Below are 23,062 nucleotides of genomic sequence, written 5' to 3'. Positions count from 1 at the left end.
AGTTTGCGCCCAGTGTACCACAGGCAATTTAGAAGTTTCAGTGGGTGCAAACAGATAGACAGGTGGGTAGCGAGGAGCCCTCAGCACTCCTCAAGGTTGGCACGCTGCCTGCGTACCAATTCACTTAGTGCAGCGTGCCATTTGAGCAGCGTTTCGAAGGAAAGATTAACTGGTTCAGGGCCAGCAACATTATGGGCCGGAATAAGATTGCCGCTCTGCTCCTTCCCTTCCGCAAGCGGAGGTAGCCGTAAGAGTTGATTCCATGCGCGTAAAAACTCGCTCAGCCAACTCCCCGGCTCCGAGACCAACAACTGCAATTCCCTGACTTCAGTACTGGCTTTCCCCTGGCTATGCAGGCTGTCCACAATAACCTGTAGGGACTCAGGCTCAAACCCCAGTTGCAACTGGTGTGAAAGCTCAGCCAGGAAGGCCCGGTAAGCTTTCCACAATTGCAACAGGGCGCCTTCCTCAAGAGCCATTCGCTGAATAGAAGAGTCAAAACTACTTGTGGCAAGCAGCTGACTCTTGCGAAGAGCGGAAGTAACCAAACCGGTATAGGGATTACTCATTTACTTTCTTGCCGCCACTTTCTTCGTTGCAGGCTTTTTCTTAGCCGTAGTGACCTTACCTGCTGCCTCGACCTTCCAGCTGCCGTCCCGATAGAAAGCCTTCCAACCCGTCGCCTTGCCATCCTCCTCGGACTGAACGTACTGCTCTTGGGTCTTGCGACTAAAGCGAACCACCGTATCACGCCCCTGATCATCCTGTGCAGGTGCCGAGAACAAAAAACTGTACTTCGAATCAATCTCACTTTGGTGAGGGAGCAGCTCTTTTACCAGCGGTGCTCGGGTCTCACGATTTTTCGGGAACTGACTGGCAGCCAGGAACAACCCGGAGGCGCCATCACGGAGAATGTAATGGTCCTCGACCTTCTGGCAAGCCAGCTCAGGCATAGGCACCGGGTCCATCTTCGGTGGTGCAGGCTGACCATTTTTCAACAACTTGCGGGTGTTCTTACAAGCTTCATTAGTGCAGCCAAAATATTTACCAAAGCGGCCAGACTTCAGCTGCATATCACTACCGCATTTATCGCACTCAATAATCGGGCCGTCGTAACCCTTGATTTTGAACGTGCCCTGCTCCACCTCGTACCCATTACAGTCTGGATTGTTACCGCAGATATGCAGTTTGCGATGCTCATCGAGCAGATAGCTATCCATCGCCGTACCGCACTTGGGACAACGGCGCTTCTCACGCAGTTGGCGAGTTTCCGCATCCTCATCCTTATCTGCGTCTATCGCCTCATCACCGGAAACCAGGTTCATTGTATTGGTACAGCGCTCCTTCGGAGGCAACGCATAACCGGAGCAACCGAGGAAAACACCGGTAGAGCCCGTGCGAATTTGCATATGGCGGCCGCACTTACTGCATTCAATGTCCGTATCCGTCGGCGTGTTGCGGCGCATACCCGCATCACTGGATTGGGCTTTTTCCAGTCGAGAAGAGAAGTCCTGATAAAACTCATCAAGCAGCTGCTTCCAGCCTTTATCGCCGTCGGCGACCGCATCCAGGGATTCCTCCAGGCTTGCGGTAAAACCGTAGTCCATCAGGTTTTTAAAACTTTCACTGAGGCGGTCGGTGACAATATCACCCATTTTTTCCGCATAAAAACGGCGGTTTTCAAGCCGCACATAACCACGATCCTGAATTGTGGAAATAATCGAGGCATAGGTGGAAGGCCGGCCAATACCGCGCTTCTCCAGCTCTTTTACCAGGGCGGCCTCACTGAAACGAGCCGGCGGCTTAGTAAAGTGCTGTTTCGGGTCTAGCTGCTGCAATGAGAGTTTTTCACCCACCTTCACATCAGGCAGTACTAGATCCTCATCTTTCTTACCCGCCGGAGGCGCAACCTTAAGAAAGCCATCAAAGCGGATGACCCGGCCGCGAGCACGCAACTCAAATTCACCGGCACTCACCACAATAGACGTTGAAGTGTATTTCGCCGGGGTCATCTGACAGGCGACAAACTGTTGCCAGATCAGGTTATAGAGCCGCTCCGCATCGCGCTCCATACCGGAAAGCATATTTGGAGCAACACGTACATCGGAGGGGCGAATTGCCTCGTGAGCTTCCTGAGCCCCCTCCTTGCTGCTATAGCTATTTGGCGTTTCCGGTAAATACTTATCGCCGAAATTCTCACCAATATATTGCCGTACAGACTCTACTGCTTCTTTGCTCAAATTAGTCGAGTCGGTACGCATATAGGTAATATGACCAGCCTCATACAAACGCTGGGCCAGGGTCATGGTTTTCTTAACACTAAAGCCGAGGCGATTACTTGCCGCCTGCTGTAGTGTCGAAGTAATAAAGGGAGCCCCTGGCTTGGAGCTCGTAGGTTTGTCGTCACGGCCACTGACAACAAACTCACTGCCCTGCAACAATTTAACCGCGCTTTTCGCATCGACTTCATTGGTGGGGCGGAAAGCTTCTCCAGCCTGCTTTTTAACCTCAAGGCGCAGATTGTTCGCTTTGCTCGTGGCGGTATCGGCGAAGAGCGTCCAGTACTCTTCCGGGATAAAGGCGCGGATTTCACGTTCGCGTTCAACCACCAACCGTACGGCTACCGATTGCACCCGACCAGCGGAAAGTCCGCGAGCAACCTTTTCCCACAACAGCGGGGATACCATATAGCCCACGATGCGATCGAGGAAGCGACGGGCCTGCTGCGCATGAACCCGATTGATATTCAGGCGACCGGGGTCTTTGAATGCCTCTTGAATCGCCGATTTGGTAATCTCATTGAAAACTACCCGGCGGTAACGCTCATCATTACCACCAATCGCTTCGCGCAAGTGCCAGGCAATCGCCTCTCCCTCGCGGTCCAAGTCCGTTGCCAGGTAAATGTGATCGGCACTTTCGGCAAGCTTCTGCAGCTCGCTGACCACTTTCTCTTTCCCCGGAAGGATTTCATAGTGAGCCTGCCAACCGTTGTCTGGGTCGATACCCATTCGCTTGATCAGTTGCTCGCGATTTTTCTTTCGCTTGTAGGCCTCTTTCGCCTCAGGGGAAAGTTTACGGGTCTCTGCCGCACGCCTTGCCCGCTCCTTCGCATCAACAGGCTGTTTGTTGCCGCCACCAGTTGGCAAATCGCGAATATGACCGACGCTGGACTTAACCACAAAGTCCTTGCCGAGATATTTATTGATGGTTTTCGCTTTGGCCGGCGATTCGACGATGACCAGTGATTTACCCATAAGCCTTTGATTTCAAATGAAAAATTTACTGCTTTCCGAAGCATTTCAGGCCCGAAGTTCGGGCCTGCGCTGCGCGAATATATAAGCTCCACTAGGGGCGCGGTCAAGCAAAGCTGACAAATTTTGCTGTCGATTCGCCAAAATTCACCCCCAGAAAGGGACAAAATTGTGACATTTTCCCCTATCTGGGCAACCTTCTAAAACGCCTACCGCCCTAGTCTTCAGAGAGCTTGATTGGACTGGCTCTGCGCACTGCTTCCTCTATTAATGGTGTGTATTCCGCCAAGCTGTCAGACAACTGTGAAAAAGCCTTTACCCCACCGTTCTCTTGCCACTGCACTCCCAACCCGACATCGGTAGCGATAATCGCACAGCAACCTGACGGCAAACTATCCAGCAACTGATGCAAGTACTGCCAAGCCGCCTGAGGCGCCTTGACACTATTACTCCAATCCCAATTGCCGGCAAAGTTCATTTCATGTGTAATCCGCTGGCGCTGTAGTGCCCAACCAATCTGCAGGCGCTTTCGGTCATCCCATCGATAGTAATATACCGCCGCATTCCCCTCCCCCAATGCTGCGGGTAAGGTCTGGATTTGTACGGTAATGCCCGCCTTGGCGGCGCGGCCACGTAAATCCGCCAGGCGGCTATCGCGTTGATTGGGCTTCAGCCACATCACAGGCCCTAGTACCAGGGCAATAGCAAAGCCAATAATAATTACCGGTAGCCACTCGGACATGACGGTTCCTTATGATGGTTAAAAAAGCGGCCTATTCTGCGGCGCCCTATATGATCGATGTCAAACAGTTTTTTTTACGGTAGACTGAAAATGGCTGTCGCAGGAGGCCCCACAGGGCAAAAATAAAAGACAGGAGTTAATGGACTATGGCGAAATATCAACGAATTTTGGTAGGGTTGGACCTCTCGGAAGAGTCCTCACAAGTTTTAGAAAAAGCAGCGACTCTCGCTGAAGCATTCAATGCAGAAATTAGTTTAATGCATGCGATAGAACCCCTGACATTTGCCTATGGAGGAGACATCCCCATGGATTTGTCGGAGGTGCAAGACCAGTTGCAAAGACAGGCCAAGGAACAACTGCATAAAGCGGCTCTTCCACTAAATATCCCTGTAGAGCGCCAGCATGTTATTTTGGGTCAGCCATCCACGGAGATACACCGCTTAGCCAAAGATTTGGATGTAGACCTTATCGTAATTGGTAGCCATGGGCGCCACGGGCTGGCGTTGCTTCTAGGCTCTACATCTAATGGCGTTCTTCACGGCGCCAAGTGCGATGTTTTAGCCGTAAGAGTATATGTAGAGGAGGAGTAAGCTCCTCTTCAACAAGACAAGAGAAGTGGCGCTAAGCACCACTTCTCTTGATGACACAGGCCTTATTCATCGCCCCCTTCCAACTCCGACCAACGATCATAAGCGGTCTCTAATTGGGCTTGCTTCTCAGCCAGTAGATTCAATCGATTCTGCACATGGGTTTGCTCCTGCTGATAAAAAGCAGGATCGGCCATCTCGGCCTCAATAGCACCAATTTCCCCCTCAAGCTGCTCGATCAGAGCCGGCAGGCTATCCAGTTCACGCTGCAATTTATAGCTAAGCTTCTTTTTCTTAGCCTGGGGTTTATCCGATTCGATTGGCTTGGATTTTACCTTAGCACCAGGGCCTTTTTCCTCCTTCGACTCCTGCTCAAAACTGCCTCCTTGGCGAATAAAGTCGGCATAACCCCCGACATACTCACGGATGCGTCCATCCCCCTCGAAAGCCAGGCACGAGTCCACAACATTGTCGAGAAAAGCGCGATCATGGCTGACTAATAACACTGTGCCACTGAACTCCAACAGCAATTGCTCAAGCAGCTCCAGGGTTTCCACATCCAGGTCATTTGTCGGCTCATCGAGCACCAGAATATTGGCCGGCTGACTGAACAATTTTGCCAGAAGGGCCCTGTTGCGTTCACCGCCGCTCAAGGCACCGACCTTGGTGCGCGCCTTCAAACCGCTAAAGAGAAAGTCCGACAAATAGGACATAATATGGCGGCTTTTTCCTCCAATGGTGACTGAGTCACGTCCCTCGGCAACATTGTCCAACACAGTGAGTTCAGGGTTAAGCTGGTCTCTACGCTGATCAAAGTAGGCAACCTGTTGCTTGGTGCCCAAACGGACATTCCCGGACTGCGGCTGGAGATCTCCAAGCAGCACACGAATCAGGGTGCTTTTGCCGACACCATTGGGGCCAATCAACCCCACCTTGTCACCGCGCATCAAGGTAAAGGAAAGGTCGCGAATTAGGGGAGCTTCATTGGGGTAGGCAAAGGTAACATTGCTAAGCTCGGCCACCAGCTTACCGGACACTTCACCACTATCGAGAGACATCCTGGCAATACCTTGCTGCGTACGACGCGCTTCCCGCTGGCGCCTGAGCCCCTGCAAAGCGCGTACACGCCCTTCGTTGCGGGTGCGCCGTGCTTTGATTCCCTGACGAATCCAGGTCTCCTCCTGAGCTAGCTTTTTATCGAATAGCGCCTCATTTCGAGCTTCTTCTTCTAAAAGCTTTTCCTTTTCTTCCTGGTAACGCTCAAATTGGCAGCGAAAAACACGCAGGTATCCCCGGTCCAGATCCCACACTGTGCGGGACAAACGCTGCGCCAGGGCACGGTCGTGACTGACGAATAATAATGCGCCTCTAAAAGTATCAAGAAAACCTTCCAGCCACTCCACTGCGGCGATATCCAGATGGTTGGTTGGCTCATCGAGAATAAGCAAATCGGGTTCTGTAACCAATGCCCGGGCAAGGGCTGCGCGGCGTTGCCAGCCACCAGAGAGATCGGCCACCAATTCATCCGGATTCAATCCAAGACGATCGAGCACACTGTCGACTCTGGGTAGGAAATCCCAGCCGTGCTCCGCTTCAATTTTGGTCTGCAACTCAGCCGTGGGGTTTTGCCGATAGCTGGCCAATACCTTCCCTATAGGCCCTAACCCCTCGGCCACATAGCGATAAACGGAATCGAGGCAGTCCGCGGGCAGCTCCTGTTCAAGAGTTGCCATAACCATCCCACTAGCGCGAACGATCTCCCCTGCATCAGGGTCCACCTGCCCGGCAATCAGGCGCAATAGGCTGGACTTACCCTCCCCATTGCGCCCCACAAGACAAATACGATCACCCCGCTCAATTTTTGCACTGGCATTATCAGCAAGAATCTGGGCCCCGTAACGCAGACTGACCCCATCCAATAGAAGCAACATAATTAGGCACTACAATTAACAGACCCGGTTAACATTCTCGTTAGAAAGATGAATGAAACGAAAATTGCCGCTTCGGGTCCTGTGAAAAATTCGCTATTTTACGCTTTTTTGCCAAGCCGTCTCATAAACTTGCGCGAACAGACTCAATATCGGGGTTACTGTCATGTCAGTTAGCACAAGGGGACTCCCCCAGTTATTCGCTCCCCTGCTAATCTGGGCCTGCCTCGGCGCCCAGGCAGCACCACTGGAACCCGCAAAGGAATTGACTCAACAAGAGGAGTCATCTTTAGAAACATCCAGCCAGCGTCAGTTGTTGCAACAAGCCAGACTCGCCATCAAACACGGCGACAAAAAACAACTAAAACAGTTGAGAGCCAAATTAACCGAATATCCCCTGACCCCTTACCTGGACTACTGGGCACTCAGTAGAAAAATGCGCCAATTACCTCTTAAAGAGATTGACCTTTTTCTTGAAGAGAACCAAGGAACCGCTATAGGCGACTGGATGCGTATTAGGTTGCTTAGAGAGCTGGGACAGCAGAACCAATTCAGAAACTACCTGAAATACTATCAACCTGAAAAACACAGTAACTCGGTACTTCGTTGTTATTATGCCGATGCTCTGTTTCGCCATGGCAGCAAGGAAAAAGCCGATCGAGTTACCACTGAACTGTGGCTCGTCGGCCACTCCCAGGCCGAAGAGTGCGACCCGGTTTTTGCACACTGGATGCGCCATGGCGGCCTCACCCAGGAGAAAACCTGGGCCCGCCACCTGCTCGCGCTAAAGGAGGGCAACCTGGAGCTAGCCTCTTATATCGCCAGAAAGATGGACGCGGCCAATGTGCAGAGAGCCACCGTGCTGAGGGAGGTGCATAAATCCCCCAAACTCCTTCTCAACTACTCTCGCTTTCTTCAGGCGCCCGAGCAAAATAGGGAAATTATCCTACATGGACTACATCGCTTGGCCCGAGAAGACGCCACAGTCGCCGAGCAGGCATGGCAGCGCTATAGTGCCAGCCTCCTCTTCAGCGATGTTGAGCAGGTTGAAATGCTTCGCCACTTGGCGCGACAATTTGCTCGGCAAGACAATATCCAGGGATTATTGCAGCTGACCAAGAATCACACCATTGATGATGGATATTCAATAGAATGGCTGGCAAGACAATCTTTACGCGAACTCGACTGGGAACAAGTTGCCTTCTGGATAGACCGACTTCCCCCAGAACTACAACAGCGTGACCGCTGGCTCTATTGGAAAGCTCGCTCACTCGAAGAGATCTACGGCAAAACTCAATCTGGTGCGGCCTCCCTACTCTATCGGAAAGCCGCACGCGAACGCAGCTATTACGGTTTTCTCGCCGCCGATGCCCTAGGGCAAAACTACAGTTTCGTGGACCGGCCAGCTCCAATCACACCAGTACAAGTACAGCAGATGGCCCAGCGTGCCGATTTGCAAAGAGCCCGTGAGCTTCAGGCCATTGGCGAGTTGTTCCATGCCCGCAGGGAATGGAGTTATGCCACTCGGGATATGGATCACGGGGAGCTTTTAGCTGCTGGAAAAGTAGCCAGCGCCTGGGGTTGGTATCACAAATCCATACAGTCGGTTCTTGCGGCGGACTATCTGGATGATCTGGAGCTCCGCTTTCCACTGGCCTTTGCCAACATAGTAGAAAGCGTAAGTGAGCAGGTTGGACGACAGAGTACCGCTTTAGAGCCCTATATGATTTTTGCGATCGCTCGCCAGGAAAGCCACTTTAGCCACGATGCAAAATCAAGGTCAGGTGCTTTGGGCCTTATGCAATTGCTACCCTCAACGGCCCGCGCAACGGCAAAACGTGCCGGAGTCCACTATCGGCGCAGCTGGGATCTGCTCAGCCCAAAAACCAACATCGCTCTGGGCAGCTTTTATCTGAGCACCCTGTTAAACCGCTTCGATAACAACCGCTTCCTGGCCGCAGCAGCTTATAACGCAGGACCAACACGGGTTGCCAAGTGGCTAAAGGAGACCCGTCAACGGCTTCCCCACGATGTCTGGATTGAGACCATTCCCTATAGTGAAACCAGAAATTATGTACAGAATGTACTCGCCTATACGGTAATTTATGCCTATCGAAGCGGCACTAAGCTACAGCTACTTCGAGCAAATGAGGAAAGCAATAAACTTTAGAGATCTCTAGTGAAGTGTAACGATGCCTTTTGCAGCCTTAATTTGGCTCGTTCTAGCGGAATACCAGATTCACTCTGAAGCCCTTTCAAGTGAGGGCTTCAGGCAGAAGAGAGGCTTCTTAATAATTCAAGGGTGCCTATTTAGCTGATCCGTTTTGCCAGCCAGGCTTTCAGTTGTGATTGCTCGAAAGGCCAGGCACAAGTATCTTCAGGATCACCCAACCCCACCACGGGAATCAGTAAGCTAAAACGCTCGAATAAACCGTCATCCTCGGCAATATCCACCTCCCGCAAGCGCAATCCAAACTGTTCTAGCAAAGGCCATATTTCCAGCTTGGCTTTTTCGCATAGGCTACATCCGAGGGTGGTATACAGCAGCAACTCTCGAGGGGCATTCATGAAAATACCCCCAGAGTTTTTAACCAAAAATAACCGGCAATACTAGCGATTAATAAAACAGCTAGCCCCATCGCTTTCATGGAAAAATTGGGTTTGGATTCCCCTGCCAAAGACTCCGCCATATTTGGTGCCTCCTCCCGCTGTTCACCCATAGGGACCGCGAAGGAGCGTTGCGTGACATCTTCAGCAGCGGTTTCGCCTGAGACAAGCCGTGAGGATTTCATTAAATGTGAAGAGATTGCCGGACGCACTGCAGTGCGATCGAGGTCATCGGCAGGACCAACAACGGAAAAACTCAACGAATCAAACCGTAACTCATCTCCCCGTCGCACACGACTCTCCGTAATCCGTCGACCATTGACGAAAGTTCCATTGGCCGAGCCGAGGTCAATCACGAACAGCAATCCCTCACGTACTTCCATCCGCGCATGACGGCGCGAGAGATGCGAAAGTGAAAAAGTGATATCGCACTCGTCAGAGCGCCCTACCACTGCCCCACCTTTAACAGGAAATACTTTTCCAGCTATAGCCTTGTGATTTGCCCGCAGTGCCCAGGCAACATTTTTAGCCTTGCTTGAACTGAGCTTCGTCACCTTGGGATCGACAATTTGCAGCGTTCGGGAACCGATTGTTACCCGATCATTTAGTTTTAAATGACAGGCTGAGGCGACCGACTTACCGTTAACCAGCACCTGAGAACCACCGGAAACATTTCCCAGGGTCAGTTGATCCCCTTTAATTGCAATCTTCAAATGCAACTTCGCGATAGAGTCATCCGGTATACACAGATCGCAACCCTGATCACGCCCCACCGTTACACCGGGAGCCACCAGCCAAATACTTTGGCCCGAGTCATTTACATCACAAAGTTTGAGCATTGATCGCGCTCCTCACCCTAAGGAGATTGAATATGGGGCATCCTAAATAAGGTGGGAGTCCCAATTAACTGTATAACCTGAAAAAATTTGCAGATTGAAGATAGCGCCGAGTTTAACACGGGCAATATCATTAGCGTGTGATTGGGTTTGCAGCTTACAATGGCGCAAAGGTCTAATATCCTGCTCAGGCAAGGATGGCCTATTCTGCTGCCACAGGTGTCGTTGGGTAAAGTACACTTGCAGCTCGACAGGGAAAAGACGGGCTTTTGCCGAAACGGCTATCACCGTCAGTTACGATGAGAAACCATAACAGGTAGTTGCACGCCAGTGAGTGAAGCCAAAGTACGCGAAGTATCGCGGCACAGCGAAGTAGTTCAACGCACCCCAAGTGCTACACGTAGCGCTGGCGCCACTCATCCCGGTTATCGGCGCGAGCAGAACGAAGATGCCTATTGGGCCGATGAAGCAAAGGGCATCTGGGTTGTCGCCGATGGTTTGGGAGGCCACCACGCCGGTGAAATTGCCAGCCAGACTGTCGTCGAGGAGATTCAGCAGTGTGCTGCAACCGACCGCCACTATGAAAGGGCACTACAAAAAGCCCACGCCCTACTCCTTGGCGATGAGCAAAGCACTGCCAATATGGGATCCACCGCGGTGGTGCTTGCCGAGGAAGGTGATTACTATCATATCTATTGGGTTGGAGATAGTCGGGCTTACCTGTGGACACCTGGCGATAAAAATGGGGAACTCAGTCAGCTAACCAGTGACCACTCCTATGTTCAAATGCTGATGGATTCTGGGGCTATCAACTCAGAAGAAGCCGCAAGCCACCCCAATCGCCACGTGATTACCCGATGTATTGGCGGCAGCACCAACCCAAAGCTCGAAGTTGATCGAGTATCTTACCGTTGGAGCGCCGGACAGAAAATTCTACTTTGCAGCGATGGCCTTAGTTCTGAAATACCCAGCGAAAAAATAAACCGAATCATTTCAGAAAATATCAGCAATCACCAAACAGTCGAACTTCTCGTCAACGCAGCCCTCGACGCCGGCGGCAAAGACAACATTACCGTTCAAATTATCGAAGCCCCAACCATCGCCTCTCCCCCAAACATCTCGAAGCAAATTCCCGAGAACACCTCGCAAAGCGATACTGTCGGCACAAGCCGCAATAATAGCCTCTGGCGCTTGTTTCTGATTTTACTTGCCGCTTGCGGGACTGTTGCCGCACTGGCAGGCGGGTTATCCCAACTGCTTTAACAAGGCGAAAGTACACCATGGAACTCGTCAAAAGTGGCAACTCCACGCTGCAAATCCCCGGCTATCGTATTCTCCGCAAAATTAACCAGGGTGGCATGTCCACGGTATACCTGGCCATACAACGCAGTGTGGGTCGTCAAGTCGCACTCAAGGTTATGTCGCCAGTACTCAATGCCGACCCAATCTTTAGCGAGCGATTCCAGAGAGAAGCCAATATTGTCGGACAACTCTCACACCCCAATATTGTCGGCATCCACGATATTGGACGCTACCGCAGCCTGAACTATATCGCTATGGACTATTTGTCTGGCGGATCTGTTGCGGAAAGGCTCGCCAAAGGACCACTGGATCCACTGGAAGCTCTGAATGTAGTGCGACAAATTGCCATGGCCCTGGATCACTCCCATAGCAAAGGGTATGTACACAGGGATTTGAAACCGGAAAATATACTTTTTCGGGAAGACGGCTCCGCAGTGTTGAGTGACTTTGGCGTAGCTCGTGCAGTTGCGCATACCACGAGAATGACCAATAGCGGCATGGTCGTGGGGACACCCCATTATATGAGTCCCGAACAGGCCAGGGGTAATGCCATAGATGGTCGTGCTGACCTCTACAGCCTTGGCGTCGTCTTTTATGAAATGCTGGCCGGCGTCGTTCCCTACCAAGCCGAGGAAGCAGTGGCTATCGCCATCAAGCACTTGACCGACCCAATACCAAAACTGCCTGCCCGGCACGCGCTGTACCAGTCAATTATTGACCGTGCCCTGGCCAAAGATCCGACAAAAAGATTTCAACGAGGCTTGGAGGTTGCCGATGCGGCCGATCAGTTGGTTGCTACCTTAGCTGGCAAACCGAGTCAGCAAATCAGCCAGTTAAACAACACTTCTGTCAGTGTATCTAGCCTGGCGCGGGCGCTATTCCTTACTCTGCTCAGTAGCCTCCGCGAAAGCTTTCTCAAAGCCTGGCAGATTAGACAGGGAAATCCCCAGCAACTAGAGCCTGCACGTAAAGATCAGGACACCTTAGTGCGCTTACGGCAACTGGTCAGTGAACCAGCAAAGCACAAACGTCCGTGGGCTTTTAGTGCTATTACCGCAATTACTCTAGTTTTAGGTTGGAGTGTTTTTAGTCTACTGAGCAACAAAGAAACCCAACTGAGTAACATCACATTAGCAGATGACGCTAACGCCCTTCACACAAATCCAATTTCCAGGACCGATAGCGTAGACAAGAAACAAACCGCTATAACAGACGCAACTTCAGAAAAACTGCCAAAACAAGTACTAGAGCTGGCCAGCCCTCAGGCAATCTCTTTGGGTAATTCACTCAAACTACCTCAATCACGTCAGCCAGCTCAATTACCGGTAACCGCCAATTTACCAACTCAAACCTCTGCTGATACTTCCGAGAAACTGACAAACGCCATCCCAACATTTAAATTCACAGTAGCAACCGAACCTGAAGATGCGCGCATACGCATAATGAATATTGCTCCACGCTATCAACCCGGCATTCGACTGGAGCCGGGGCAATACGATGTGGAAGTCAGTAAACCCGGTTATAGCCATTATCGACACTGGATTAGCATTGAAGATCAGGATCTCCAGTTTTCGGTAAAACTGCAAAGGGCCTACTTTGCCGGCAAGAAAATACGCTCGGAGCTCTCCTCTGGTGGTCGGGGGCCGCAAATGATCGTGGTAGATTCGGGGGAATTTACCATGGGCAGTGATAAACACAGCAACAGCCGCCCGACACACGAGGTAAATATTCCCAAAGCTTTCGCCATATCAACTCGCGAAATTACTTTTGAAGAATTTGATCGTTTTGTCCTTGCCACAGGCGCCAAGCAACCCAGCGATGCGGGCTGGGGCCGTGGGGAGAGACCAGCCATCAATATCTCTTGGCAGGATGCCCAAGACTATGTTCAGTGGCTTTCAGAGGAGACAGGGAGAAAATATCGCCTACCCACCGAAGCTGAGTGGGAATATGCAGCTCGCTCTGGAACAGAGCATTCTTTCTGGTGGAAAAGTAGCGACGCAAGAGGAAAAGCCAATTGCAGGCGCGGATGCGATAGCCAATTTAACAGTCTTTTTTCTACCAAAACCGGGCCAGTAGCGAACTACCAAGCCAATCCTTTTGGGTTATACGATACGGCAGGCAATGTAGCTGAGTGGGTACAGGACTGCTACCAACCCGGCTACGATAAAAACCGCAACACTTCCTCGCCAGTAAAACTCAAAAACTGTCAGTTACGCAGCGTTCGCGGGGGCTCTATGCGGGATCCCTCCAATAGAATTGGAGCCGAATACCGCAAGGGTCTCGATGAAAATAGTCGTACCAAGGATGTGGGGATGCGCGTAGTTATGGAACTTGATTGATTCCCAATTAAGTTAAAAAACTGAGAATCTCGCCAAACCACTGCCGTCATCTTTTTACTACCAGAGCCAAAGCATTCAAGTAGTGGCAAACTGCAATAGATATTTTAATCTGAGGCAATAGAAATCAGCAGCCATGACACATCCTTGTGCCACATTATTCCGCTGCTTCAAAAATTTCCCAGGCTAGCAGCTACTTCTAGTTACTTTTACTTTCGCTGTATTTCCCAAACATTGTGGATCTTGGGATTGCGTTGAAAGTCCTTATCCAACAGCTGCAATGGTTGCACAACAAAGGCTTCAGTAACTGCCGTGTCCATTTTAAAGCTGCGCAAATTATTGGAAAAAATCAAAGTGCCCTGCGGAGCCAAAAGCGCCATACACTGACTGATCAGATTGGCGTGATCGCGCTGAATATCCAGCACACCCCGCATCTTGGCCGAATTGGAAAAGCTCGGGGGATCGAGGAAGATCAGGTCGTAGTGGCCTTTACGGTTTTGCTGGGCCGATGCCAGCCACTGCAGACAATCCGCCTCTATCAATTGATGCTTATAGGGGTCCATACCATTTGCACGGAAGTTTCGTGCGGCCCAAGATTGATAGGTTCTGGACATATCCACACTGGTGCTCTGCACACAGCCACCCAAAGCCGCTTGTACAGTGGCAGTCGCGGTATAGCAAAAGAGGTTCAGAAACTTTTTCCCGGAGGACATTTCGCGCAGGTGCTTTCTCACCGGACGGTGGTCAAGGAACAACCCAGTATCCAGGTAACTCCACAAATCCACTTCCAACTCAGCGCCATACTCTTGCACTTGTAAGGTAGACCCTGCATCAGCCTGCTTTTGATACTGGCTAGTGCCCTTCTGGCCGCTTTTATGGCTGTGGCGACGACGTTCCTTGATACTGATTCTACCCCTGGGTAACTCTAGAACGGATTGTACAGCCCGCATTAAGTCTCTTAACCGATTGCGCGCCTTGCTCTCATCAATACTGGCCGGCGGCCGGTATTCTTGCAGATGTGCGTACAGGTCCCCATCCAGGGTTCGATATAAGTCCACCGCTGCGGCGTATTCGGGCAGATCTGCATCGTAGAGTCTAAAACAGTCAATACCACTTCGGGAGGCCCATTTACCCGTGGTGCGTAGATTCTTCCGCAGGCGATTGGCCACCATTTCGGCTTCCGGGGAGAGCTTACGCTCTTTATGCGCGGTTTCGCTTTGCTCATTTTGTTCGCGCACTTGAAACAACAATAATTGGCTTGGAATTGCGCCGTTATACAGTTGATAGTGCTTGTGGGAGCGCAACCCGGTGGAATAACCCAACTCAGGATTACCGGTGAAAATTCCCACCAGCCAACCGGGGAATTCCGCCTTCAGCTGCCGCCCCAACTCCGCGTAAGTTTCCCGCAGAGCCTCTTGTTCTCCAAGGCGCTCACCATAGGGTGGGTTAGTCAATACCAAGCCAACATTGACCTCTTTGTGACTCGGAACCTTGAATGTCGCTACCGGCCGACAGCTCACCCTGACCTGACGCTCCAATCCCGCCCTGGCAATATTACCTTCGGCGGCGAATAGAACCCTGGCATCAGCATCGTAACCGCGGATTTCTGGAAGAGGTCTTTCTAGACCTGCGGCGCGACGTTGCAAAGCCTCCTCTCGCAACTCATTCCAAATATCGCTCTGGTGATTGAGCCAGCGCTCAAAACCAAAGCTTTCGCGGAATAGACCTGGGGCGATATCTGCAGCCATCATGGCCGCCTCAATCAAAATAGTGCCTGAGCCACACATGGGGTCCAAAAGGGCCCCGCCCTGCTCCGCAAGCTGCGGCCAGCGGGTGCGCATCAGAAGGGCTGCCGCCAGATTTTCCTTAAGGGGGGCAGCGCCGATATGTGTTCTATAGCCCCGTTTATGCAGGCTTTCCCCACTAAGATCTATGGCAATATCCAAATTATCCCGGTGCAGTCGCAGGGCAACGGTTAAGTCTGGATTCTGCTTATCGATACTGGGTCTCGCACCAGTTTTTTCACGCAAGCGATCGACGATGGCATCTTTTGTTTTTTGTGCGCCGAACTGGCTGTTACGGATCTCTTGGTTGGTTCCCGAAAACTGCAGCCATAACTTGCCCGAGGGGCCAATATGTTGCTCCCAGGCTTGTGCCGCCACAGCCCGATAAAGATCTTCAGCACCGCCAATACGCACCTGGTCAAGTTGCAGTAAGATTCGGTTGGCTAGACGACTCCAGAGACAACAGCGGTAGGCCAGCTTTAAAGATCCGGCAAAATGCACTGCCGCAGGCTGCTCCCGAAGGACACTGGCACCCAGGGACTCCAGCTCCCCGACAAGTAGGTTCTCCAATCCTTTCGGGCAGGTCGCGGTGAACTTAAATTCTTCAATATATGGGTCGGTCAAAACTTTTACTCGATAACCCCACATAAAGTGGGTATATACAACGCCTTTTGGCGTGAATCAGATTTTCAAACAGCTGTGAAGGGATACCCGAGAGGAAGTATCCACCTCTACAAACCAAACTTTCTGGCGCAATTATCCCACTTTGTAACGGCTGAGCCTATGGCACATGGCAGATAGTGATGATGTCTACAGGGTCACCCTCACTTTTCGATGGCATTTCGCAAATACCCAAACTGTCGCAAACAGCTTTTTCCGATCACGGCTCCTCCACCATATTCTTGCAGTGTGGAAGGCGAATGGAGGCGCACAGCTATCCGCGGAAAAGATTCGCTAAGCTTTAATTGTCGATGCAAGAAAAACCGCAATAAGCATCCAACGGGCCGCGCCGCAGTCCGTAAATCTACAAGCAGAGGTGCCGTATAGATGAAACGCCAAAAACGCAATCACGCCGACAGGGCTTTCTACAAAGGGTATTTGGCAGCCCTGAACAATAAGTCTATTGATAGTTGCCCCTTTGTCGAAAACGACCCACATCAGGAATGGGTAAACGGCTGGCGTGAAGGGCGGGAAGACTACTGGAATGGCTTTGACAGGACCACCAAGGCGCAAAAATTGGAAATTTATGGCGCAGTTTCTACCGATATCCAATATCCAGACGGCTGGAGTACCATTTAGTCAGAGGAAAGGTGCAGGCAAGCCTGCACCTTTCGCAAGTTCATCACAAACAATAAGAACCAACCAATCGACCACCCAACCGGATGGGCAGATACGTTTCACATCCGGGAGGCGAAATAGTCACTTTCCAGTTACTCACTAGTTGAACGACGACGCTCCATCGCAATAGCTTCCACGGCCTCACGTACCAATTGCGGTCCCCGGTAGATAAACCCGGTATAGACCTGAACAGCCGTTGCGCCAGCACGAATTTTTTCTGCAGCACTATCGCCATCGAAGATTCCGCCCACACCAATAATAGGCACCTGCTTGTCCAAGGCTTTTGACAGCTGGGCAATCACCTCCGTAGAGCGTTGCTGCAAGGGCTTTCCACTGAGTCCGCCCTCTTCATTACCATGGGGCAGATTAGCCACGGAGGACTTATCGATCGTGGTATTAGTAGCAATAACACCATCTATGCTGTATTCGCACAGCGCTTCGGCAATCTGCGCTATGGCATCCCCCTCCATATCAGGCGCAATTTTCACCGCAACAGGCACATATCGGTCAGTCTTTTGCGTCAACTCCGCCTGCTTGTCCTTGATACTACCCAGTAGCCTATTGAGACTCTCACCAAATTGCAGGTCCCGCAGCCCCTTGGTATTCGGCGATGAGACATTTGCCGTGATGTAATCTGCGTAGGGATACACTTTTTCCATACACAGACGGTAATCGTCAGCCGCCTTTTCCACCGGGGTATCGAAATTCTTGCCGACATTAATACCTAAAACACCCTTGTAACGACGGTGTTTCACCCTGTCGATCAAGTAATCAACCCCAAGATTATTGAATCCCATACGGTTGATAATGGCGTCCGCTTCTTCCACACGGAACAGCCGTGGAAGCGGGTTGCCCGGCTGCGGGCGGGGAGTGACAGTACCCACTTCGACAAATCCAAAGCCAAGTGCACCCAGCCCATTAAATGCCTGGGCATTCTTATCCAGCCCCGCGGCCAGACCTACTGGATTCGGTAGGGTCAGTCCCATCAGCTCTACCGGGTCATGCGCCACTGACTGCTTGAAAAAAGACATCAAACCGAGGCGCTCAGCAGCACCTATTGCATCCAGAGAGAGGTGGTGGGCCCGCTCGGGATCGAGCGCAAACAGAGCTTTACGCAGAGTTGAATACATACCTTTCCTTACGTGGGGACTGAACCCGTTCGCCCGGAACAAACGAACGGGGATAGAGTTTCATTGCCGCCCGTGAACACTGGAAGTAGAAGAACACCCCAGCTATTTCACGGGCTTACACCGGACTATTCCGCCAAGGTTTCGCGATCGGCCGTTGCATGAGCAAGATACATCAACTCTCGCAACGCCACAGTGAACATCGCAAAATCACTAACGGCAGCAGCCTTCAGCTCGGCAATCATACTGTGCCAACGCTGAATAGCGGGCGCCATAATAGCGCCCCAGCGCGACATTGCACTATCTACGTCCAAATTCTCTGCACTGGCAAGGCGCAGGATATGAACGGCCAGGGTAGCGAGCTGACTATCCAAGTCATCCATACTGGTCTCACGAGCCTGGGCCTGCCAGAAACTATCCACTGGCAGATCCACAATCAAGTTGCCAAACCAGTGTAAATTCAGCTCATCGGAGAGGCTGAAGTAGACTTTAGCCACTTCTTCCACCGGCCGGTCACTGGCATAGGCAGACTCAGAAATACCCAGAGCCGAATAGAGGTAGGTAGGCGATGCCGACAGCAAGGCGATATCTTCCGGCAAGCCAGCTTCCAGTAGCTTCTGGTAACGCTGCTCCCATTCACCCAACGGGGCGCCACTGAGGACTTTGGGCAGTGCCTTGATCACTCTCTGCACCTGTGACTGGAACAGGGCACAATTCTGCGCCGGCTCCAAATCACTGCGGCGATTGCGCAGGAACCAGCGGGCTGCGCGACGTACCCGGCCGATCATGGAGTTGAGCAGTTCGGTCTGCAACTCTGCTGGCACCTTGTAATCCAGCTCGGCCAATTGTTGCTGGAACTCCACCATCTTGTAGACATCGCGAGCACTGATATAGGCCGCAGCGACATCGTTAACGTCCGCTCCAGTTGCGGTGCTGATGCGGTTGTAAAAGGTAATTCCCATGCTGTTGACCATTTCGTTGGCCACCTGGGTGGAAACGATCTGGCGCAACAGAGGATGCTCGTATACCTGGTCCTTGTAGCGCTCCACCAGTGCTGCCGGGAAGGCGGATTCAGCCGCTTCACGCACGCGGGGATTATCGGTAATTTCCGCTTCCTGCAGCTCCTCTTTCAGCTTCACCTTCACGTAGGAAATCAAAACGGAGAGTTCCGGCCGGGTCAGGGTCTGCCCCTTGTGTACCCGATCAGAAATCTGCTCATTATCGGGAATAAACTCAAGCGCCCTTTTTAATCGACCATCATCTTCCAGGGTGTTAATCGTGCGGCGGTATTCATCCAGACGTTTGGAGACCTGGTACTCCGCCACGCTCAATGCGCGGGTCTGATCATAGTTATTATGCAGCACCAGTTCGCTCACCGAGTCGGTCATGCCGTGCAACAGCTGGTTGCGCTGCTTTTCGGTGAGATCGCCATTAGCCACCACTTTATCGAGGAGAATTTTGATATTCACCTCATGGTCGGAGCAGTCCACGCCCGCGGCGTTATCGATAAAGTCTGTGTTACAGCGGCCACCGTTAAGGGCATACTCGATACGCCCACGCTGAGTCATGCCCAGGTTACCACCCTCACCAAAAACTTTAGCGCGCAACTCTGCGCCATTAACGCGTAAGTGGTCGTTGGATTTGTCGCCTACCTCACTGTCGGTTTCCGTCCCGGCCTTAACATAAGTACCGATACCACCGTTCCAAATCAAATCCACCGGCGCACGCAGCAAGGCACTGATCAGCTCATTGGGCGTCAGTCGGTCTTCCTTGATGTCGAAGGCCTCTTTCATCTCCGGCGTGATACTGATCGCTTTCACCCTACGCTCGAAGACACCGCCGCCCTTAGATATCAGGGTGTGATCGTAATCTGTCCAGCTGGAGCGAGGCAGCTCAAACAGACGCTTGCGCTCTTCGAAACTGCTTGCCGCATCGGGATTCGGATCGATGAAAATATGCATATGGTTGAACGCAGCCTTCAGCTGAATATGTTCAGACAACAGCATACCGTTGCCAAACACATCGCCGCCCATATCGCCAATGCCAATTACAGAGAAGTCCTCTTTCTGAACATCCACCCCCATCTCACGGAAGTGCCTCTGTACGGAAACCCAAGCACCGCGCGCGGTAATGCCCATCTTCTTATGGTCGTAACCCTGGCTACCACCCGAGGCAAAGGCATCCCCCAGCCAAAAGCCATAATCCGCAGCAATACCATTAGCAATATCAGAAAATGTCGCTGTTCCCTTATCCGCAGCAACCACCAGATAGGGATCGTCCTCATCCCTGCGCACCACTTGCTCGGGCGCAACTATCTCACCGTTTTTCAGGTTATCAGTGATATCCAACAAGCCGCGGATAAAGGTTTTGTAACAGGCGATGCCCTCTTCCAGCATGGCTTCGCGGCTGCCATCTGCAGGGGGACGGCGCACAACAAAACCGCCCTTGGCGCCACTGGGGACAATCACCGCATTTTTTACCGCCTGAGCTTTTACCAAACCCAAGACCTCTGTACGGAAATCCTCCCGACGGTCCGACCAGCGCAAGCCACCACGGGCCACCTTGCTACCACGCAGGTGCACACCTTCCACCCTTGGGGAGTAAACAAAAATCTCAAATTCCGGACGCGGCTCGGGGATACCGGGAATATCCCGCGGGCTGAACTTGATGGAGATATAGTCCTTGGGCTGACCGTCGGCTCCTGTTTGGAAAAAGTTGGTCCTCAAAGTGGCGAGAATCAACTCGAGATAACGACGTAATACCAGGTCTTCGTTGAGATTCTCAACAGCATCCAGGCCGTCGTGAATTTTGGCAATCAACCGCTCCACTCGGGTTTGCTCTTGCTTGCCACTGCTCAAACGCGGATCAAACAGTGCGCGGAACAAAGCCACCAGATTGCGTGTGATTTCCACCTGATTAGCCAGAGTTGCGGCAATATAGCTCTGGCTTGCACTGGACTTTGTTTGCTTCAGATAGCGGGCATAGGCACGCAGCATAGAGACTTCACGCCAGTTCAAACGGGCTGCCAACACCAAGCGGTTAAAGGCATCACTCTCAGCGGTATGGCTCCAGATTGCAGCGAACGCATCCTGGAAAAGCCCACGGGATGCCTGTGCATCGATTTTCGTCGGCAAGCCAAATTCCAAGTGGAATTCGTGCATCCATACATCGGCGCTGCCGGAAGGGCGAATGGTATAGGGGAATTCTCCGATTACCCGCAGGCCCAGGTTTTCCAACACGGGAATCACATCAGAGAGTGTCAGGCCATTGCCCCAGTTAAACACCTTGAAGCGCAAACTACCCTGAGCAGCACCAGACGGCTGGTAAAAACTCATAGCCACCCGGTTGTTCTCATTAAGATCCTGGATAGCCGCCACATCCTGTACAGCAATGCGCGGCTCAAAATCTTCTCGATAACCTGCCGGGAAAGCGCGACCAAAAATTCGGAAGAGTCGGTTACCCTCTTCCTCTCCACTACTCTCAACTAAGGATCTTTGAAAAACATCTTCCCAGGAGCGGGTAATATCCACAATCTGCGCCTCCAGCAGCGCTACGTCTATATCGACAGGCTCATCGGGCGAGATGCGGAAAACAAAGTGCACGCGCGCGAGAATGGATTCAGAAAAATAGGTGGTGAAATCGGACTCTTTCGCCTTGATTGCCTTAGAGATATGAGAACAAATCAGCTCGCGTACGCTACTGCTGAACTGATCCCGGGGAACATACACAGTGGCTGTAACAAATTTTCCAAAAAGGTCTCTGCGCATAAACAGGCGGACATGGGCGCGCTCATTCAGGCTGAGTACTCCCATCACAACATCAAAGAGTTCCTGGGTACTGCTCTGGAACAATTCATCGCGGGGGAAGGTATCCAGAATACGGCGCAGCGCCTTACCATCGTGCCCGTAACCAGAAAGACCACTGGACTCAATAATTGAGGCCATCTTGCGCCGGATGATGGGGATTTTAGCCGGACTCTCCGTGTAGACTGGTGAGGTATAGAGACCCATAAAGGCGGACTCACCAATCACCTCGCCCTCAGCGTTGTAGCGCTTGATCATGACATAATCTGAGTAGGCACTGCGATGCACGCGGGACTTCACCGAGGACTTGGCAAAAGTCAGGTAATTAGGCCCCTGGTAAAAGCGCTGCTTGCCTTCGCTAAAAGCAGTTTCAGGCATAGGCGCCGCTGCTTCTTCTAGCTTTTTGAAGATGCCGAGGCGACGATCTTCCACCTCACTGAGAATTTTCTTGTCACCGGCCTGACTGAACTCATACTCCCGGTAGCCAAGGAAAGTAAAGTTGCCGTCGCGCATCCACTGTAAAAACGCACAGGCCTCCAGGAGATTGGTATCGTCTTCGGAAACCCCGGCTTTCAACTGCCCTTCCATGCCGCCACAGGTCTCGAGCATAGGCGCGTAGTCATCGACCACCAGCTCAACGTCGCCGAGAACATCTTTCAGGGCCGCACTGAGTTCCGAGGCAAACTTCGCCGAAGTGTCATGGTTGACCTCGATATAAATGAGGGCCTCACTGACTAACTTCGCTCCCTTGGCGGGCTTATGATGCTTAGCCGTAATATGTTCGAAAGTCAGATTGGGAATTTCATCCCTTGGTGGCAACAGACGTTTTAACTTGCCACTGGCACTGCGCTCGAGTTGCAACACGGTACTCTTAATCGAGTGAATAACCGTATTTCTCTGGTTGACCTCCATGCGCACAGAGTCCACCAGGAAAGGCATATCCCGTACCAGTAGCCCAATTACCGTATGCGAGCACTCCCAACCATCATCTTCCAGACGCGGGTTGAAGATTCTTACTTTGGGCAGGCCATCAGAGCGCTGCTGTATATAGTTCCACCAGGTGTAGATACAGCCGTAGATATCTACCAGACGTCGGCCCTGCAGGTCTTCCAGTGGATACTGGTGCAGAAACTGCTGCGCAAAAGCCACCACCGGCTCTGCATCAGATGACAACTTATCGCGAATCAGCTCACAAATCTGTGCCACTAACTCTTCACGGCTGTCGGTAATCACCGTCGCCATATTCACGGGGAACCTCCCAATCTCATTTTTGTCACATCGAATCCTATGACTGTAGATCCGAAAAGATCGTCATCTCATCCCTGAAGTGCTGCAGGGGCGAGTCCAAAAAATTAAACTTTCAATTAACCTTGTGAGTGGCACCAGCGCCACCCCAAGAATGTCGCCTAAAAAGTGGGCGA

Annotated in this window: 14 protein-coding genes; 5 read left to right on the top strand and 9 right to left on the bottom strand. The window is 51.8% G+C overall.

The annotated features are described in order from the left end of the window. Positions 1–80 precede the first annotated feature (80 nt). The 3 genes from LC073_RS11775 to LC073_RS11765 all read right to left on the bottom strand — a co-directional run bounded on the left by LC073_RS11775 (position 81) and on the right by LC073_RS11765 (position 3,993). Positions 81–569, bottom strand: coding sequence for a DUF6586 family protein (locus LC073_RS11775; RefSeq protein WP_226647265.1), 489 nt, complete (start codon positions 567–569; stop codon positions 81–83). Next, positions 570–3,254, bottom strand: coding sequence for a type I DNA topoisomerase (topA, locus tag LC073_RS11770; RefSeq protein WP_226647263.1), 2,685 nt, complete (start codon positions 3,252–3,254; stop codon positions 570–572). Positions 3,255–3,468: 214 nt separating this feature from the next. Then, a complete protein-coding gene (locus LC073_RS11765) occupies positions 3,469–3,993 on the bottom strand; it encodes a hypothetical protein (protein WP_226647261.1) in 525 nt (174 codons plus the stop codon). 146 nt (positions 3,994–4,139) lie between these two features. Between LC073_RS11765 and LC073_RS11760 the strand changes: the two genes are divergently transcribed. Next, positions 4,140–4,583: a universal stress protein gene (locus LC073_RS11760; protein WP_226647259.1), complete on the top strand. Its 444-nt coding sequence runs from the start codon at positions 4,140–4,142 to the stop codon at positions 4,581–4,583. Between the two features lie 62 nt (positions 4,584–4,645). Here the strand turns inward: LC073_RS11760 and LC073_RS11755 are convergent, their stop codons facing one another. Continuing rightward, on the bottom strand, positions 4,646–6,511 hold the full coding sequence (locus LC073_RS11755; RefSeq protein ID WP_226647257.1) for an ATP-binding cassette domain-containing protein: 1,866 nt from the start codon (positions 6,509–6,511) through the stop codon (positions 4,646–4,648). 163 nt (positions 6,512–6,674) lie between these two features. On the opposite strand from LC073_RS11755, the gene LC073_RS11750 reads away from it, so the two are divergent. After that, positions 6,675–8,678 carry a transglycosylase SLT domain-containing protein gene (locus LC073_RS11750; protein ID WP_226647255.1) on the top strand — a complete coding sequence of 668 codons (2,004 nt, stop codon included), beginning with the start codon at positions 6,675–6,677 and terminating at the stop codon, positions 8,676–8,678. 140 nt (positions 8,679–8,818) lie between these two features. Here LC073_RS11750 and LC073_RS11745 read toward each other — a convergent pair whose 3' ends face one another. Together LC073_RS11745 and LC073_RS11740 are read right to left on the bottom strand one after the other, a co-directional pair. Then, positions 8,819–9,076: a glutaredoxin family protein gene (locus LC073_RS11745; protein WP_226647253.1), complete on the bottom strand. Its 258-nt coding sequence runs from the start codon at positions 9,074–9,076 to the stop codon at positions 8,819–8,821. After that, a complete protein-coding gene (locus tag LC073_RS11740) occupies positions 9,073–9,954 on the bottom strand; it encodes an FHA domain-containing protein (RefSeq protein ID WP_226647251.1) in 882 nt (293 codons plus the stop codon). Before LC073_RS11740 ends, LC073_RS11745 begins: the two co-directional genes overlap by 4 nt. A 327-nt stretch (positions 9,955–10,281) precedes the next feature. On the opposite strand from LC073_RS11740, the gene LC073_RS11735 reads away from it, so the two are divergent. Continuing rightward, positions 10,282–11,214 carry a PP2C family protein-serine/threonine phosphatase gene (locus tag LC073_RS11735; RefSeq protein WP_226647249.1) on the top strand — a complete coding sequence of 311 codons (933 nt, stop codon included), beginning with the start codon at positions 10,282–10,284 and terminating at the stop codon, positions 11,212–11,214. 17 nt (positions 11,215–11,231) lie between these two features. Next, positions 11,232–13,592 (top strand): bifunctional serine/threonine-protein kinase/formylglycine-generating enzyme family protein, encoded by a 2,361-nt coding sequence (locus tag LC073_RS11730; protein ID WP_226647247.1) that lies wholly within the window; start codon positions 11,232–11,234, stop codon positions 13,590–13,592. 206 nt (positions 13,593–13,798) lie between these two features. Here the strand turns inward: LC073_RS11730 and rlmKL are convergent, their stop codons facing one another. Further along, positions 13,799–15,997 carry a bifunctional 23S rRNA (guanine(2069)-N(7))-methyltransferase RlmK/23S rRNA (guanine(2445)-N(2))-methyltransferase RlmL gene (gene rlmKL, locus LC073_RS11725; protein WP_226647245.1) on the bottom strand — a complete coding sequence of 733 codons (2,199 nt, stop codon included), beginning with the start codon at positions 15,995–15,997 and terminating at the stop codon, positions 13,799–13,801. Positions 15,998–16,420: 423 nt separating this feature from the next. On the opposite strand from rlmKL, the gene rmf reads away from it, so the two are divergent. Further along, positions 16,421–16,672: a ribosome modulation factor gene (gene rmf / locus LC073_RS11720; RefSeq protein WP_152453232.1), complete on the top strand. Its 252-nt coding sequence runs from the start codon at positions 16,421–16,423 to the stop codon at positions 16,670–16,672. Between the two features lie 131 nt (positions 16,673–16,803). On the opposite strand, the gene LC073_RS11715 is transcribed toward rmf, so the two are convergent. Beyond that, positions 16,804–17,841 (bottom strand): quinone-dependent dihydroorotate dehydrogenase, encoded by a 1,038-nt coding sequence (locus LC073_RS11715; RefSeq protein ID WP_226647243.1) that lies wholly within the window; start codon positions 17,839–17,841, stop codon positions 16,804–16,806. Between the two features lie 125 nt (positions 17,842–17,966). Continuing rightward, a complete protein-coding gene (locus tag LC073_RS11710) occupies positions 17,967–22,883 on the bottom strand; it encodes an NAD-glutamate dehydrogenase (RefSeq protein WP_226647472.1) in 4,917 nt (1,638 codons plus the stop codon). Between the last annotated feature and the right edge of the window lie 179 nt (positions 22,884–23,062).

Origin of the sequence: Microbulbifer variabilis (assembly GCF_020524905.1) — a bacterium.
Taxonomy (GTDB): domain Bacteria; phylum Pseudomonadota; class Gammaproteobacteria; order Pseudomonadales; family Cellvibrionaceae; genus Microbulbifer; species Microbulbifer variabilis_A.
Note: the sequence above shows the minus strand (reverse complement) of the source record. Positions and strands in the feature narration are given on the sequence as shown.

Excerpts from the sequence above, each read along its gene's own strand:
- LC073_RS11710 (WP_226647472.1), bottom strand. The coding sequence starts at position 22,883 with ATGGCGACGGTGATTACCGACAGCCGTGAAGAGTTAGTGGCACAGATT.
- LC073_RS11750 (WP_226647255.1), top strand. The coding sequence starts at position 6,675 with ATGTCAGTTAGCACAAGGGGACTCCCCCAGTTATTCGCTCCCCTGCTA.
- LC073_RS11740 (WP_226647251.1), bottom strand. The coding sequence starts at position 9,954 with ATGCTCAAACTTTGTGATGTAAATGACTCGGGCCAAAGTATTTGGCTG.
- LC073_RS11775 (WP_226647265.1), bottom strand. The coding sequence starts at position 569 with ATGAGTAATCCCTATACCGGTTTGGTTACTTCCGCTCTTCGCAAGAGT.
- LC073_RS11730 (WP_226647247.1), top strand. The coding sequence starts at position 11,232 with ATGGAACTCGTCAAAAGTGGCAACTCCACGCTGCAAATCCCCGGCTAT.
- LC073_RS11765 (WP_226647261.1), bottom strand. The coding sequence starts at position 3,993 with ATGTCCGAGTGGCTACCGGTAATTATTATTGGCTTTGCTATTGCCCTG.
- LC073_RS11715 (WP_226647243.1), bottom strand. The coding sequence starts at position 17,841 with ATGTATTCAACTCTGCGTAAAGCTCTGTTTGCGCTCGATCCCGAGCGG.
- LC073_RS11755 (WP_226647257.1), bottom strand. The coding sequence starts at position 6,511 with ATGTTGCTTCTATTGGATGGGGTCAGTCTGCGTTACGGGGCCCAGATT.
- LC073_RS11745 (WP_226647253.1), bottom strand. The coding sequence starts at position 9,076 with ATGAATGCCCCTCGAGAGTTGCTGCTGTATACCACCCTCGGATGTAGC.
- topA (WP_226647263.1), bottom strand. The coding sequence starts at position 3,254 with ATGGGTAAATCACTGGTCATCGTCGAATCGCCGGCCAAAGCGAAAACC.
- rmf (WP_152453232.1), top strand. The coding sequence starts at position 16,421 with ATGAAACGCCAAAAACGCAATCACGCCGACAGGGCTTTCTACAAAGGG.
- LC073_RS11760 (WP_226647259.1), top strand. The coding sequence starts at position 4,140 with ATGGCGAAATATCAACGAATTTTGGTAGGGTTGGACCTCTCGGAAGAG.